The organism is Streptomyces rubiginosohelvolus (assembly GCF_014649875.1).
In the GTDB taxonomy this organism is placed as follows: domain Bacteria; phylum Actinomycetota; class Actinomycetes; order Streptomycetales; family Streptomycetaceae; genus Streptomyces; species Streptomyces rubiginosohelvolus.
Genome location: NZ_BMTW01000006.1, coordinates 290,099 through 305,686, shown reverse-complemented (window position 1 = coordinate 305,686; position 15,588 = coordinate 290,099). Strand labels below are relative to the sequence as shown.

The window sequence follows — 15,588 nt, the reverse complement described above, 5'->3', positions numbered from 1 at the left end:
GCCGGGCCGATCCGGCCCGGGCGGCACCTCCTCTCCGGCATGACGACACCCGGCCACCTAAAGTAGACGTGTCAACTATATTAGCTGCCGATCGTCACACGAGACGGATGTGCAGTCCGAGGGGAGAAGTCCGGCGATGCGGAATCAGACCGTGGCCCAGCAGATGGTGGACGTCCTGCGCCAGGCGGGAGTCGAGCGGATCTACGGCGTAGTGGGCGACAGCCTCAATTCGGTGGTCGACGCGGTGCGCCGCACGGACGGCATCGAGTGGGTACACGTACGGAACGAGGAGGCGGCCGCGTTCGCCGCGGCGGCGGAGGCGCAGCTGACCGGCAGGCTCGCGGTGTGTGCCGGAAGCTGCGGCCCCGGAAATACGCACCTGATCCAGGGGTTGTACGACGCACACCGTTCGGGCGCGCCCGTCCTCGCCATCGCATCGCACATCCCGTCCCACCAGATCGGCACCGGCTTCTTCCAGGAGACCCACCCGGAAAGGCTGTTCACCGATTGCAGCGACTACTGCGAGATGATCAGCACTCCCGGGCAGATGCCCCGGATTCTGCGGATCGCCATGCAACGCGCTCTGGGCAACAGCGGGGTGTCGGTCCTGGTGATACCCGGCGATGTCGCACACGACAAGGCCGTCCATCCGACGGGGGCCGGCCGCCTGGTCACCGAGCGCGGCCGGGTCGTCGCCCCGGCCCCACAGGTGCGGGAGCTTGCCGACAAGATCAACACGGCACGGAAGGTGATGCTCTTCTGCGGTGCGGGGGTACGGGACGCCCATGCCGAGGTCATGGCGCTCGCCGAGAGCGCCGCCGCCCCTGTCGGGCACAGCCTGCGGGGCAAGGAGTGGATCCAGTTCGACAACCCCTACGACATCGGCATGAGCGGCCTGCTCGGCTACGGCGCCTGCTTCGACGCGATGCACGAGGCCGACCTGGTCGTCCTGCTCGGTACCGACTTCCCGTACAACGACTTCCTGCCGCAGGCACGAAGCGTGCAGGTCGACCACGATGCCGGCCGCCTCGGGCGTCGTACCGTTCTGGAGCTCGGGGTCCACGGTGACGTACGAGAGACTCTGCGGGCCGTGCTGCCGTTGGTCGAAGCGAAGAAGGACCGCGCCTTTCTGTACCGGATGCTGCGCAAACACACCCGCTCACTGGAGGCCGTGGTCTCCCCCTACACCCATGACGTCGAGCGGCACACGCCCATCCACCCCGAGTACGCGGCTTCGGTGCTGGACGAACTCGCTGCCGCCGACGCGGTGTTCACCGTGGACACCGGCATGTCCAACGTGTGGGCCGCGCGCTATCTGACCCCCAACGGCCGGCGCCGGGTGATCGGTTCGTTCGTGCACGGCACGATGGCCAATGCTCTGCCGCACGCCATCGGCGCCCAGTTCGCCGCCCCCGGCCGCCAGGTGATCTCGATGTCGGGTGACGGTGGGCTGGGCATGCTGATGGGCGAACTGCTCACCGTGAAGCTGCACGATCTGCCGGTGAAGACGATCGTCTTCAACAACTCCTCGCTCGGCATGGTCAAGCTGGAGATGCTCGTCGAAGGGCTGCCCGAGCACGAGACCGACCACGAGCCCGTGGACTTCGCGGCCGTCGCCCGCAGCGTGGGCATCGAGTCGGTCCGCATCGAGCACCCCGGAGATGTCGCCGAAGGGCTGAAGCGTGCGCTCGCCCATGACGGACCGTTCCTGGTCGACCTGGTCACCGACCCCAACGCGCTCTCCATCCCGCCGCACATCTCGGCCGCCCAGATCAAGGGGTTCGCCTTCGCCGCGGGCCGGACGGTGCTCGACGGAGGCGTCGGCAAGATGCTCGACCTGGCCCGGGCGAATCTGCGCAACATCCCCCGCCCCTGAACGGGCGTCAGCGGATCCGGCCCGCACGAACCGCATCAGGAAGCGTTTCGTCGATGGAAGAGATACTGCGAGGGCTCGATTCATGACCGCTACTCCCCTGCACTGGTCCGACACGACACACGAGGTGCTGTCAGGCGATCTGAACGTCGCCGTCGCCTACGTCACCCCGACCGGTGGCGCCGTCGTCGTCAGCGTCTCCCCGCTCGGTCTCACCGACCGAGCGGCGGGCCGGATCGGTTTCACGACCTCGCTCGGCTTCCCCAGGAAGCTGGAGCGGATCCTGCGCGATCCCCGTGTCGCGCTCGCCTACCACACACGCGAACACGGACTCGCCCGCCCGGAGGACTACGTCCTCGCCCAGGGTGACGCCGTGGTGGACATGCGCCCTTCGCCCCAGCGGCTGGACGACGTCCTCGACGCGTCCGATCGCTTCTTCGGCCCGGGAAAGAGCGGCAGGGCCTGGGACTGGCTGCTGCACGAGTACCGACGAGCGCGGGTGTACGTCGATATCGACGTCAGGAGAATGGCCACCTGGCCCGACCTGGCCGCCTGCGGGCCGCAAGAGGTCACCGGACCCGCTTGGCCGGACGCCCCCGCGGAACAGCGGGCGCCCGAGAACGGCACAGCACCTCGGGTCGACGTCGCCAAGCTCTCGCGGAAGGTCGATCCCCTTCCGTACCGGCTGCTCGCCTACCGGGGAGCGGACGGGTATCCCGTCGTGGTGCCCGTCGAGATCGTCGGGCGTGACCACACCGGGTTCCGGCTGCTGTCACCTCCGGGTCTGCTTCCGCCCGGCGGGAGGCGCGCGGGCCTGCTCGCACACTCCTTCCGCCCGCAGAACGTCGGTCTGGCCATGATGACCTTCACCGGCTGGCTGACGGCCCGGAGCGAGACGGAGGCCTGCTACGCCCCCCACACCTCCACGGCGTTGGCCGCCCGCGGTACCGCGGTTCTGGGCGGATTGCTCGTCTCCTGGTACACCAGGGTCTCCTCCACCGGAGCCGACGGGCTCGGACTGCCGGCGGACCTGCTCGACCGGGCGTCCTCGACGCTCGCCGAAGCCCTGATCGTGGCCGGGGAGGTCGGCGGTGGCACGGGGAGCCTCCTCCTCGCAGCCGCGAAGGAGGCGTTCACCGAGGCGGCCACGGTGACCGGTATCGCCGGCGCCGGGGTGATAGTCGTCGCCGCGATCTGGGCGCTGGTGACCCTGCGAGGGGTGTCCGCGAACCTGGATCTCGCCGAGGAGCACGAGCGTCAGGTCCACTGATTCCGGTGGAGTGGGGCACCGGCCCGCCGAGGACCGGTGCCATCCCCGCGTACCGCAGGGCGTTGAGCGATCGGCGTATCAGCGCTCGCGCAGCGGTACACGCCCGCTCAGGCGTCAAGCGGCCCCGCAGGCGTCACAGCCCGAACCGCGCGTGCTGCGCCTCCGGTACCAGGTCGGTGTACTCCGGGTGCTTGCCCAGCCAGCCGCGGATGAAGGGGCAGAAGGGGAGCACCTTGAGCTCCTGCTTCCTGGCCTCGTCGAGAACCGAGCGGGCCAGCGTTCCCCCGAGGCCCCTGCCCCCGAACCGGGGGTCGATCTCCGTGTGGAGAAAGGCGATCTCGTCCCGGAACCGGTGGTACTCGACGAAACCCGCCAGCTCACCGCCGTCGAAGATCTCGAAACGTGACTCATCAGTGTTGTCCGCAACGCGCGTTGTCATGGTTCCCATCCGTGTAGTCGGCCCGTCGGCCAATTCAGTCGCTGACCTTGCTGCGGGACTGGTACAGCAGGTCCTGGTAGTCGGGGTGCCGGGCGATCCAGCCCGCGAAGAAGGGGCAGGTGGCCAGCACCCGGAGGTTCGCCGCACGCGCGTCGTCCAGGGCGGCCCGGGCCAGCGCAGACCCGACGCCTCTGCCCTCGTAGGCCGGTTCGACCTCGGTGTGCACGAACGCGACGAGCTCCGCCGTACGGATGTACTGCGCGATGCCCGCAGGCTTGGACTCACCGTCGACGTAGGCTTCATAGCGGTTCGCCCCGGGCACGTCGCTCACTTCGACCGCCATGTTTCCTCCTTGAATACCTGCTCACGACCGGCTCGACGGGGACCCGTCGAGCGTCACCTCACCTTAACCTCGGAAGGTTGACGCATCAACATAAGGTCGTTCCGGTTGTCGCTCTTGCGACATGTCCCACCTGCGGATGGCTGAGGACAGACCCCACACCCGGCCCTGCTCGCGCCCTCGGGGCGGAGCCGCGTCAGTCGTCGGGAAGCCAGCCGCGCCCGCGCAGCGCCATGACGAACCGGCCGTAAGTCTCCTCCAGGGCCGGGCGTTCGGCCGGCACCGGCTCCACGAGAGCGCCGCTCTGCACCATGGCGGCGGCGCTCGCCGCGAGATCCTCGTGGAGCGTGCCGGTCGCGGCGAGCAGTGCCGCTCCGAACGCCGTCTCCGCACGCTCGACGACCCGGACCGGACGGTCCAGGACGGTGGCCCGGATCGCCGTCCACACGGCGCTGCGGCTTCCCCCGCCGGCCGCGTGCAGGGGGCCGAGCACCGGGATGCCCAGTCGCTCGACCCGGTCCAGGGCCAGGCGTTCGAGGAAGGCGACTCCTTCCAGCGCGGCGCGGTGGGCGTCCGCCTCGTCGCGAGGGGTGCCCAGGTCGAAGCCGCGCGCCGCGCCGGAGACGAAGGGGAAGCGTTCACCGTCGCGGCACAGCGGGTAGCGCACGTACGACGCCGGGCCCCGGGCCGCCGCGGCGGCGTCCAGCGCGGGCAGGCGGGCCGGGGCGATGTCGGCCAGGCACTCCCCTCCCGTGTTGGACGCGCCGCCGGGGAGCCACCAGCCGTCGGGGTGGCGATGGCTGTAGAACGCGCCGGTCGCATCGCGCACCAGGTGCTCGGACACCCCCTTGAGGACGTACGTCGTGCCGATGACGCCCACGAACCGGCCCGGTTCGACCGCGCCGGTGGCGATCTGGCCCGCGCAGCCGTCCGTCATCCCGAGACGTACGGAGCACCCTTCGGGCAGGCCCGTGGCCTCGGCCGCCTCCGGGCCGACGATCCCGGCCTCGGTGCCGGGTGCGCACACGGACGGGAGCAGCCCGGCCGGAAAGTCGAGGGCGTCGAAGACCTCGTTCGCCCACTCCCCGGCGCGGGCGTCGTAGCCGGACTTCAGGGCGTGGCTCCAGTCCGTGGCCACGGGGTGGCCCGTCAGTTCGCGGCCGATGAACTCGGGGGTGTGCAGGACGTGGTGCAGAGCGGGGCCGTACGTTCGCAGGCACCACACGGCCCGGCCGAGCGCGGCGGTGGGGCCCACCGACAGGCCGAGCGCGTCCCACCGGGCGCTGCCCGTCCGCTGGGCCTCGGCGTTGATGTCGGCGGCACGCCGGTCGTCGTACATCAGGGCGGGGCCGAGCGGTTCGCCGCCGAATCCGGTGGGGACGATGGTGCCGGATGTGGCGGACACCGCCACCGCGATCACCTCCCGTCCGCCCCGGGGCAGCGCGCCCGTGGTGCGGCGCAGGGCGGACCGTACGGCGGGCCACCACGACCGGGCGTCCTGCTCGCTCGTTCCCGTAGAGGTGCGTACGGGGGGCGGGAGATCGGCCCGTGCCTCGGCGAGTACGCGTCCCTGTCCGTCGACGCACAGCACGCGGACGGAGGCGGTGGCCACGTCGATGCCGATCACGGCCGGAGAGGGCGGAGTGGGGCGCCGGGATTCACCGCTCATACGGCCGCCACCGTGACCCGCGTCCGCTCGCGGAGTTTGCCCAGCAGGTCGGCGTCCGCTCCGTCGTCCACGACGAGATGGTCCAGGTCACCGACAGGGCCCACCCGGTGCAGCGCGGTCCGGGCGAGTTTGGTGTGGTCCATGAGCATCACCTTCGTCGCCGCCGACGTGAGCATCGCCCGTTTGACCAGCACCACGTCCTGCTCCTGGTGGTAGGCCGTCCTGGCGTCGAGGGCCGACGTGGAGACCGCGACGAGGTCCACGGAGAGCGCCTCCACCGCCTCGACGCAGGGCATGCCGAGGAAGGAGTCATGGGTGCGTGAGTACTCGCCGCCCAGGGCGATCAGACGGATGCCCTCACATCCGGCGAAGACGTCCAGCACCCGGCGGGCGTTGGTGACCACGGTGAGCGGGGCGAGGTCGACCAGCAGGCCCGCCATGACCAGCACGGTGGTGGAGTCGTCGAGCATCACCGACATGCCGGGCTCCACCAGCGCGGCGGCGGCCCGCGCGACGGCCTTCTTCTCCGCCGTGTTGACGCCGAGCCGGTAGTCGAGGCTCGACTCGAACACCGTGGAGGGCAGGGCGGACGCGCCACCGCGGAAGCGTCGCAGCACCCCTTGTCGCGCCAGGTCGTCGAGGTCCCGGTGGACGGTCATCAGGCTCACGCCCGTGAGCTGGGCGAGGGCGGCACCCGTGGCCGTCCCCTGCTCCACCACATGGTCGGCGATGAGCCGTCGGCGCTCTTCGGCGGATCTCTTGGTCATGGGGGTCAGTCTCCCGCAGGGCTCGGACCGGGCGCGGGGGCGGGGGGCGGCGCTGTGGGTACGTTCAGCGAGCGCAGCGCCGTCTCCGTGCCGCGGATCTCGACCTCCGTGACAGCCCCGTTGTCCAGCCGCGGGAAGATGCGCCGGTAGCGCCCGAGGGGCAGTCCGAGGAGTTCGCACAGGGCGATGCGCAGCAGGGTGTTGTGCGCGACGACGAGCACCCTTGCGCCCTGGTGGCGGTCTGCGAGGTCGCGCAGGGACGCGGTCGCCCGCGCCGCTGCCCGGGCGACGGGTTCGGAGCCGGGAAACGCGCCGGAGTCGGCGTCCTCGCGGAACCGCCGTACGGCTTCGGGGTCCTCATCGGCCATCTCCTGGATCGTCCGGCCCTCGCCCCATCCGAAGTCCACTTCCCGCAGCCCTTCCTGGACCTCCACCGCCAGGCCCAGCGCCTCGGCCGCGGGGCTCGCCGTCAGGCGGGCGCGGCTGAGCGGGGAGCAGGCGACCGCGTCCACGCCGCCGCGCACGGCCCAGGCTCCGAGGTCGGTCGCCTGGGCCACGCCTCGGGGTGTCAGGGCGACGTCGGTAATGCCGGCGTACCGGTTCTCCGCGTGCCACTCGGTCTCGCCGTGCCGTACGAGCAGGAGACGAGTGGTCATGGAGACCGCCCTTTCTGAGTCGGGCCGAGTCCAGGCGAAGTGGACCGCGTTGCCGTCGCCCGTGTCGGCCTGGTGCATTGCCGGTTCACGTGGGCGCTGTTAAATTTAACAGAAATTCCACAGACCGGGACCGGAGCCCGGGACCGGGCTTTCGCGGCTCGGATCAGGCTCGGATCACGGCTCCGACCTGCTCGGCACCCACCCCAGCGGCTCTCCTCGCAGAAGGAATCCGACGTCATGCGCATCCTCGCCGCAGGCGACCACTTCGTCCGTCCCGCGTTGATGCGCGAGGCGGTGAGTCAGGAGCTGTCCCACGCGGGCGGGGAGCTCCCGGAGTTCACGGAGCTGACCCTTCCCTGGCCCCATGAGCCCTTCGGTCCGGTAGCGGAGGTCCGTGAGGCCAGCGGTACGGAGGACGAGCTCGTGGAGGCGCTGGACGGGGCGGCCGTCTGTGTGACGCAGATGGCCCCGTTCACCGAGAAGGTGTTCGCCGCGTCGCCCGGGTTGCGGCTCGTCGCCGTCTCGCGGGGCGGACCGGTCAATGTGGACCTCGCCGCCGCCACCCGGCACGGGGTCAGGGTCAGTTTCGCCCCCGGCCGCAACGCCCCCGCCGCCGCGGAGTTCGCGGTGGGGTTGACGCTCGCCGCGATGCGGCGCATCGCCGCCGCCGACGCCGAGCTGAAGCGGGGCGTCTGGCGGGGCGATCTCTACGCGTACGAGGAGGTCGGCGGCGAGCTCGGCGGGGCCACGGTCGGTCTCGTCGGTTACGGGGCCATCGGCCGCATCGTGGCGCGGGTGATGCGCGCCTTCGGGGCGCAGGTGCTCGCGGCCGACCCGTATGCCGACCCGGTGTCGGTCGCGGCCGACGGTGTCGAACTCGTCGAGCTGGACGACCTTCTGAGCCGGAGTTCGGTGGTGAGCCTGCATGCCCGCCTGACGGAGGAGACCCAACATCTGCTCGACGCCCGCCGGCTCGGGCTGCTGCCGCCCGGGGCGGTCCTGGTCAACTCCGCCCGCGGTGGGCTGCTCGACCACGCGCCGCTGCCCGAGCTGCTGCGCAGCGGGGCTCTCGGGGCGCTCGCCCTCGATGTGTACGACGTCGAGCCGATCCCCGCCGACTGGGCCCTGCGTGACGTACCGAACGTGATCACCACGCCTCATCTCGCGGGCGCGACGCGGCAGACGGCGCACCGTGCGGCGGCCATCACCGCCGCCGAGGTGGGCCGCTTCGTGCGGGGGGAGAAGCTGCGGCACCTCGCGAACGGGGACGTCCTGGTGGACGGCGGGTCCTGACCGCCGTCTTCGCCGCCGACGCTCCGGAATCCATCGGCTCGCACAGGAGGTAGCAGGGTTGAGGACCATCATCGGCGTGGACATCGGAACGTCGGTCACCAAGGCGGTGGCGTTCGACGAAGGGGGCGGAGCCCTGGCCTCCGCGAGTCGGCGCTCGCATCTGGAGATGCTGCCGGGTGGTCGCGTCGAGCAGGATCTCGACGACGTCGTCTCCGGTGTCGGCGCTGTCGTACAGGAGGTTGCCGCGCAACTCGGGCGGCTGCCGGACGCCGTGGCGCTCACCGGGCAGGGGGACGGACTGTGGCTGCGGGACTCCGACGGCCGCCCGGTGCGGCCCGCCATCTCCTGGATGGACGCGCGGGCCTCTGACCTGGTGACCCGCTGGCTGATGGACGGCACGATCGGCACGGCGTACGCGCACACCGGCTCGGGGATGTTCCCGGGGTGCCACGGCCCGCTGCTGAACTGGCTCCAGGAGCACGAGCCCCGCTCGCTGGACCGGGCCGCCGTCGCGGGGTACTGCGTCGACGCGGTCGCCCAGCGCCTCACCGGCCGGGTGTGCCTCGACGCCTCCGACGCGACGCTGCCGTTCCTCGACCCCCGTACTCGCCGCTACGCGCCCGAAGCCCTGGCAGCGTGCGGGGTCGCGGAGCGGGCGGGGCTGCTGCCCGCTCCGGCCGTCCCGGGCACGGTGCTCGCGCTCCATGGCCACGGCGCCGGACTCCTCGGTCTGCCCGAGGGGCTGCCGGTCGTGGCGGGGCCGTACGACCTGCCGGCCTGTGCGATCGGAAGCGGGGTGCTTGAGGTGGGGGACGGGGTCCTCATCCTCGGCACGACCCTCGCGAGCCAGGTGCTGACCGACCGGGTCGATCTCGATCCGCTCGCCGAGCCCGCCGGCATGTGGCTGTGCACACCGGCTCCGGACCGGTGGCTGCGCGCCATGCCGGCGATGGTGGGGACGGCGGCGCTGGAGTGGGTGCTCGCTCTCGTCGGCGCGACCACGGCCGATGTGGACGCCCTGCTCGCCGACAGCCCGCCCGGCGCCCGGGGCGTCCGCGCCTTCCCCTTCCTGTCCGAGGCGGGCGAACGGGCCCCCTTCGTCGAGCCGTCGGCGCAGGGCAGACTCGACGGGCTCAGCCTGGCGGCCGGCCGGGCGGACGCGGTCCGGGCCGTCTGCGAGGCCATCGGTTACGCGGCCCGGCACTGCCTGGAGGCGGCGGGGCTGAGCGGCACCCTCGCCCTGTGCGGCGGCGGCACGCGGTCGCTGACGTGGGCCCGGCTGATCGCCGACGTCCTCGGCAGGCCCGTCCGTATCCCGCTGGAGGAGCAGGTCGGCGCGCTCGGTGTGGTGTCCGTCGCCAGGGCGTCGCTGTCCCCCGGGTACGAGGCGCCGCCGGGACGTCATCAGGTGGTCGATCCGTGCGAGGACGTCCGGGAGCTGTACGAGGACGGATACGCGCGGTACCGGGCGGAGTTGGCGACGGCCCGGACCGTCTGGGGAGCTCACGCGCGGCCGGTGGGACACCCCGGGCACCTCTGAGCGCTCCCACCCTTCTGTTATTTATGACATGACCATTGACACTCATAACACGCGCGATGTTAATTTGACGCGAAGGAGGCTCTCCGCCTGAAGACCGGGAGATTCCAGTGAAGCAACGCTCTGTCAGATCGTTTGCCGCGGCTCTGTCGGTGCTGACGGTGCTCGTCTCCGCCGCTGCCTGTTCGACGAAAGCGCCCAACAGCTCGGAGGGCAAGTCGTCGAAGGACGCGAAGATCGCGTTCCTGATGCCCGATATCGCCTCCACCCGCTACGAGTTGTACGACGCGCCGCTCTTCAAGGCCAAGATGAAGGATCTGTGCGGCGGTTGTGAGGTGCTCTACCAGAACGCGGGCGGCGACGCCGCGAAGCAACAGCAGCAGGCCGACTCCGCTCTCGCGCAGGGCGCCGACGTCATCGTGATCGACCCGGTGGACTCCGCCGCCGCGGCCAGCACCGTCCGTACGGCACAGGGGCGAGGAGTGCCCGTCATCGCGTACGACCGGCCGATCCCGGCGGTGAAGGCGGACTACTACGTCTCCTTCGACAACGAGAAGATCGGCGCCATGATCGGCACGTCGCTGGTGGACCACCTCAAGGCCACCAACGCCGAGGGCGGCCTCCTCCAGGTGAACGGGTCGCCGACCGACGCGGCGGCGGGCCTGATCAAGAAGGGCATCCACAGCGCGGTCGACTCCAGCGGGTTCAAGCTCCTCGCCGAGTACGACACGCCTGCGTGGGAGCCGGGGAAGGCGCAGAGCTGGGTCAGCGGCCAGATCAGTAAGTTCCCGGGCAAGATCGCCGGAGTGGTGGCCGCGAACGACGGCACGGGCGGCGGTTCCATCGCGGCGTTCAAGGCGGCCGGAGTATCCGTGCCTCCCGTGACCGGGAACGACGCCGAACTGGCCGCCGCCCAGCGGATCATCAAGGGCGATCAGTACAACACCATCTCCAAGCCCATCAAGACCGTCGCGGAAGCCGCGGCCGTCGCCGCGTTCTCCTTCGCCCAGGGCAAGAAGCCCAAGGGCGACACCACACTCTTCGACACCCCCTCGGAACTCTTCACCCCCACCGTGGTCACCCGCGAGAACATCGCGGAGGTTCTGGTGGGTGACGGAAAACCGCTCAAGACCACCGAGGTGTGCACGGCGACGTACGCGGCCGCCTGTGCCGAGGTGGGCCTCACATAGGCGCGGGCCCCTTCTCCCCTTCTCCCCTTCTCTGTCTGCCCGTCTGCGCGCCTGCCTCGGAAGGCCGGTCATGACCGCTGAGTCCTTGCCCTCCCCTCACGGGCCGTCAGGAGGTCCGCTGCTCTCGCTCCGTGGGATCAGCAAGTCCTTCGGCGCCGTCGCCGCGCTCACCGATGTCGACCTCGACGTCTCCGCGGGTCAGGTCGTGGCCCTGGTGGGCGACAACGGCGCGGGGAAGTCCACGCTGGTGAAAGTCCTCTCCGGGGTGCACCAGCCGGACGCCGGAACCGTCGGTTTCGACCACGGGACCGTTTCCATCCCCTCCCCCGCCACGGCGCAGCGGCTCGGCATCGCGACGGTGTTCCAGGACCTCGCCCTGTGCGAGAACCTGAACGTGGTCGAAAACCTCTTCCTCGGGCGGGAGTTGCGTGGGCTGCGGCTGGACGAGGTGACCATGGAGGTCCGATCCCGCGCCCTTCTCGGGGAGTTGTCGGCGAAGATCCCCTCGGTACGTGTCCCGGTCGCGGCTCTGTCCGGCGGCCAGCGGCAGACGGTGGCCATCGCGCGGACCCTGCTGGGCGACCCCAAGGTGATTATCCTCGACGAGCCGACGGCCGCGCTGGGCGTGGCGCAGACGGCGGAGGTGCTCAATCTGATCGAGCGGCTGAGGGAGCGCGGCCTGGGCGTCATCATGGTCAGCCACAACATGGCGGACGTGCGGGCCGTCGCCGACACGGTCGCCGTCCTGCGGCTGGGCCGGAACAACGGCGTCTTCGACGCGGCCGAGGCGACGGCGGCGGACCTGGTGGCCGCCATCACCGGAGCCACGGACAACGTGGTCAGCCGCCGCGCCGGACGGGAGCGGGCCGGGGACGACCAGGCCGTCCGGGGTACGGACGGCCGGCACGCGGGCAGCCGGGCCGGAACCGACCGGCACGCGGACGGCGGGAACGCGGACGATCTGGCCTTCGACGACCTGGCCGTGAGCGAGCGAGCAGCGGACAGCGGAACGGAATCGGCGCACCAGGGGGACGCATCATGACCGAGCCGGCCGCTGTCACGAGCCCGGAACTCGCCCGCGCCGGGGCCGACAGGCCGACGACCTGGTCCGGCCGGGCGCGGAGTCGCCGGCGTGCGGTGGCGGAGCGGCTGCGCGGCGGCGACCTCGGCCTCCTGCCCGTCCTCGCCGGGCTCGTCGTGATCTGGGTCGTCATGCAGATCCTCAACCCGATCTTCCTTTCGAGCGCGAACCTCACGAACCTCGCCCTTGAGAGCGTGCCGGTCGGCATCATCGCCCTGGGAGTCGTCTGCGTCCTCCTCGTCGGCCAGATCGACCTGTCGGTCGGCTCGATCAGCGGACTCAGCGCCGCCGTCCTGGCGGTCCTCTTCGTGGACCGGGGGCTGCCGGCCTGGCTCGCCGTCACCGCGTCACTGGCTCTCGCGGCTCTGATCGGCTGGTTCTACGCCCAGGTCCACAACCGGATCGGGGTGCCGAGCTTCGTCATCACGCTCGGCGGCCTCCTCGGATTCCTCGGCGTGCAGCTGTGGATCCTCGGGCCCAAAGGCTCGATCAACCTGCCCTTCGACTCCGGTCTCGTCGCCTTCGCCCAACTCCAGTTCCTGCCGCCCTGGCTGGCGTACACGCTGGTCGTCGTCGGCGCGGCGGCCCTGTACGCGACCGGTGCCGCCCGCGCCGCTGAGCGCCGTCGGGCGGGTCTCGCCGCCGCGTCCCGGCGTCTGCTCGCCGGACGGAGCCTGGCGCTACTGGCAGGCCTCGGCGCGGCGGTCTGGTATCTCAACCGGGACCGGGGGGTGGGCTGGATGTTCGTGTTCTTCCTGGCCCTGGTGCTGGTGCTGCACTACGTCCTGTCCCGCACCTCGTTCGGCAAGTCGATGTACGCGGTCGGCGGCAACATGGAGGCGGCCCGGCGTGCGGGCGTCGATGTGAGGGCCGTTCTCACCACCGCGTTCGTGCTGTGCACGACGCTCGCCTGCGTGGGCGGGATGCTCTCCGCCTCGCGCCTCGCGGCGGCCAACCAGAGCAGCGGCGGCGGTGACGTCAACCTCAACGCCATCGCCGCGGCCGTCATCGGCGGCACCAGCCTGTTCGGCGGCCGGGGCACCGCGTTCGCCGCGCTGCTCGGCGTGCTCGTGATCCAGTCGATCTCCAGCGGACTCACTCTGCTGAATCTCGACTCCGCCTACCGCTTCATGGTCACCGGCGGGGTACTGCTCCTTGCTGTGTCGCTGGACGCGGTCGCCCGGCGTTCGCGGGTCTCCCACGGCAGGGCCTGAGACACCGTCCGTATCCGGCAGCGCCCGCACACCCCAGGATCACGATCTCGGAGGAACCATGCGAAGCCGAGCACGCGCTCACGTCGCCACCCTGTTCCTGTCCACCGTCGTCGCGTCGGCCCTCCTGGCGACGGGCGGGGGCGCGGCCCATGCCCGTACGCCGTCCCCGCCCTCGTCCGCCTTCATCGGCCTGCCCGCCTCCGTGGACGGCGGGGCCTGGGCGTCCGGGCACCTCCAGGGCACGGCCATCGACCGCCGCCGGGGCCACATGTATTTCTCCTTCACCAACCTGCTGGTCAAGACCGATCTGGCGGGCCGACCGATCGGCTCGGTCACGGGCCTCACCGGGCATCTGGGCGACCTGGACTTCAACAGCGCGGACGGCCGGGTCTACGGCTCCCTGGAGTACAAGGCTGCCGAGGCGTTCTACGTGGCGATCTTCGACGGGTCCCGGATCACGCGGATGAACATGGACGCCCGGACCACCGACGTGCTCTCCACCGTCCATCTCCGGGAGGTCGTGCGGGACTACACCGCCGACATGAACGGCGACGGGGTCTTCGACGGCGACACCGGCAACACCCCCGACCACCGCTACGGCTGCAGCGGCATCGACGGGGTCGCCTTCGGTCCGGATCTGAACGGCAGGGGCGGTGGGCGGCTCACGGTGGCGTACGGGGTGTACTCCAACACCGCCCGCACCGACAACGACCACCAGGTGCTGCTCCAGTACGACGTACGCGACTGGCGGAAGTACGAGCGGCCGCTCAGCGAGGACGCGCTGCACACCAGCGGCCCCGCATCCCCCGGCGGCAAGTTCTTCGCGTACACCGGCAACACCACCTACGGGGTCCAGAACCTGGAGTACGACGGGGACAGCGGCAACTGGCTGATGGCGGTGTACAAGGGCAAGAAAGCGGCCTTCCCCAACTACGGGCTCTACGTTCTGGACGGCTCGAAGCCCGCCCGCCGGGGCGAGGTGAAGGGGCAGCCGCGTCCCGAGTCCGGCCGCATCGTCTCTCTCCTCCCGCGCGGGCTGCACCACGAGCCGTCCGGTGTGTACGGCTACGAGTCGGGCGGCCAGTACGGACTGGTCTCGCTCGACGACGGCCGCTACTACGTGGCCGAGGCCGGCACGGTCGACTCCGGGGGGACCACCCTGCAGACCGGCCGCGCGGTGCTGCACCGGTGGACGGGGGCGGTGCCGAACCCGTTCGCGGTACGGGGAACCGCTCGCTGAGCGTGTCCCCGACCGCTCCGCGGCGCGGGTGACAGACGGTCCCGCGCCGCCGCCCCCTGGTGATTCACGTCACACCCGTGCCCTGTCAGCAATCGGGGCGCTGTCCCGTTCAAGGGGTACGCGAACGAGACAGGAGCCCGCCATGACGCTCATGAAGCACCGCATCGTCGTACTCGGCGCCGGGTACGCCGGAGCCTTCGCCGCCGGGAATCTGGCCCGCCGGCTCTCCCCCGCCGACACCGAGATCACCGTCGTCAACGCCTCACCCGACTTCGTCGAGCGGATGCGGCTCCACCAGGTGGCGGCCGGGCAGGACATCGCGCGGCGCAAGCTCGCCGACGTGTTCGCGGGCACCGGGATTCGGCTGCGCCTGGCCCGGGTGACCGGTCTCGACCCCGAGCGCAGGACGGTCGCCGTGACCGGCGAGGACGGGCCCGAGGAACTGTCCTACGACACCCTGCTCTACGCACTCGGCAGCTCCGCCGCCCACCACGGTGTCCCCGGCGTGGCCGAGTACGCCTTCGACGTGACCGGTCTGGGTTCGGCGCTGCGCCTGCGCGAACGCCTGGACGACCTCGGCGGGGGCGGGTCCGTCCTGGTCGTCGGCGAGGGGCTGACCGGCATCGAGACCGCGACCGAGCTGGCCGAGTCGCGGCCCGGTCTCTCGGTCGCGCTCGCCGCCCGCGGCGAACTGGGCGCCTGGCTCTCCCCCAAGGCCCGGCGTCATCTGCGGGAAGCGTTCGACCGGCTCGGCGTCACCGTGCACGAGCACACCGCCGTCGCGGCTGTCGAGCCGGGCCGGGCAGTCACCGCCGACGGTACGGTCCTGCCGGCCGAGGTGACCGTGTGGTCGGCCGGGTTCGCCGTGCACCCGATCGCGGCCGCCGCCGGCCTGGAGGTCGCCGCCACCGGGCAGATCGTCGTCGACGAGTCCATGCGTTCGGTCTCGCACCCGGACGTCTACGCCGCCGGCGACTGCGCCTACGCGATCGGGGAGAACGGCCGGCCCCTGCCCATGT

General features: G+C 71.2%; 14 protein-coding genes. 9 read left to right on the top strand and 5 right to left on the bottom strand.

Translation table 11 applies throughout. From position 1 onward, the window contains the following. Window positions 1-136 precede the first annotated feature (136 nt). Complete coding sequence (locus IE134_RS17170) at window positions 137-1,876, top strand: pyruvate dehydrogenase (protein WP_189430957.1); 1,740 nt, start codon at window positions 137-139, stop codon at window positions 1,874-1,876. Between the two features lie 82 nt (window positions 1,877-1,958). After that, entirely contained in the window at window positions 1,959-3,143 is a 1,185-nt protein-coding gene (locus IE134_RS17165; RefSeq protein WP_189430954.1) for a pyridoxamine 5'-phosphate oxidase family protein, read from the top strand. A 133-nt stretch (window positions 3,144-3,276) separates the two neighbouring features. Here the strand turns inward: IE134_RS17165 and IE134_RS17160 are convergent, their stop codons facing one another. The 5 genes from IE134_RS17160 to IE134_RS17140 form a co-directional block, all read right to left on the bottom strand. Then, a complete protein-coding gene (locus IE134_RS17160; protein ID WP_030717964.1) occupies window positions 3,277-3,582 on the bottom strand; it encodes a GNAT family N-acetyltransferase in 306 nt (101 codons plus the stop codon). Window positions 3,583-3,616: 34 nt separating this feature from the next. Beyond that, window positions 3,617-3,925 (bottom strand): GNAT family N-acetyltransferase, encoded by a 309-nt coding sequence (locus IE134_RS17155; protein WP_030805466.1) that lies wholly within the window; start codon window positions 3,923-3,925, stop codon window positions 3,617-3,619. A gap of 193 nt (window positions 3,926-4,118) precedes the next feature. After that, window positions 4,119-5,591, bottom strand: a complete 1,473-nt coding sequence (locus tag IE134_RS17150) for an FGGY-family carbohydrate kinase (RefSeq protein WP_189430953.1) — start codon at window positions 5,589-5,591, stop codon at window positions 4,119-4,121. Next, window positions 5,588-6,358, bottom strand: a complete 771-nt coding sequence (locus IE134_RS17145) for a DeoR/GlpR family DNA-binding transcription regulator (protein WP_030717954.1) — start codon at window positions 6,356-6,358, stop codon at window positions 5,588-5,590. The genes IE134_RS17150 and IE134_RS17145 overlap by 4 nt, the downstream gene beginning before the upstream one ends. A 5-nt stretch (window positions 6,359-6,363) precedes the next feature. Then, complete coding sequence (locus tag IE134_RS17140) at window positions 6,364-7,014, bottom strand: histidine phosphatase family protein (protein ID WP_030717951.1); 651 nt, start codon at window positions 7,012-7,014, stop codon at window positions 6,364-6,366. A gap of 237 nt (window positions 7,015-7,251) precedes the next feature. Between IE134_RS17140 and IE134_RS17135 the strand changes: the two genes are divergently transcribed. The 7 genes from IE134_RS17135 to IE134_RS17105 all read left to right on the top strand — a co-directional run. After that, entirely contained in the window at window positions 7,252-8,307 is a 1,056-nt protein-coding gene (locus IE134_RS17135) for a 2-hydroxyacid dehydrogenase (protein ID WP_030717948.1), read from the top strand. 58 nt (window positions 8,308-8,365) lie between these two features. Beyond that, window positions 8,366-9,847, top strand: a complete 1,482-nt coding sequence (locus tag IE134_RS17130) for an FGGY-family carbohydrate kinase (protein WP_189430951.1) — start codon at window positions 8,366-8,368, stop codon at window positions 9,845-9,847. A 107-nt stretch (window positions 9,848-9,954) separates the two neighbouring features. Then, entirely contained in the window at window positions 9,955-11,034 is a 1,080-nt protein-coding gene (locus IE134_RS17125) for a substrate-binding domain-containing protein (protein ID WP_189430949.1), read from the top strand. Window positions 11,035-11,104: 70 nt separating this feature from the next. Continuing rightward, a complete protein-coding gene (locus IE134_RS17120) occupies window positions 11,105-12,076 on the top strand; it encodes an ATP-binding cassette domain-containing protein (protein ID WP_030717932.1) in 972 nt (323 codons plus the stop codon). Beyond that, a complete protein-coding gene (locus tag IE134_RS17115; protein WP_030717929.1) occupies window positions 12,073-13,329 on the top strand; it encodes a sugar ABC transporter permease in 1,257 nt (418 codons plus the stop codon). Before IE134_RS17120 ends, IE134_RS17115 begins: the two co-directional genes overlap by 4 nt. A 58-nt stretch (window positions 13,330-13,387) precedes the next feature. Further along, window positions 13,388-14,569, top strand: coding sequence for a hypothetical protein (locus IE134_RS17110; protein WP_189430947.1), 1,182 nt, complete (start codon window positions 13,388-13,390; stop codon window positions 14,567-14,569). A 151-nt stretch (window positions 14,570-14,720) separates the two neighbouring features. Then, window positions 14,721-15,588: NAD(P)/FAD-dependent oxidoreductase (locus IE134_RS17105; protein ID WP_229823634.1), on the top strand; the 868-nt coding region annotated here is incomplete at its 3' end.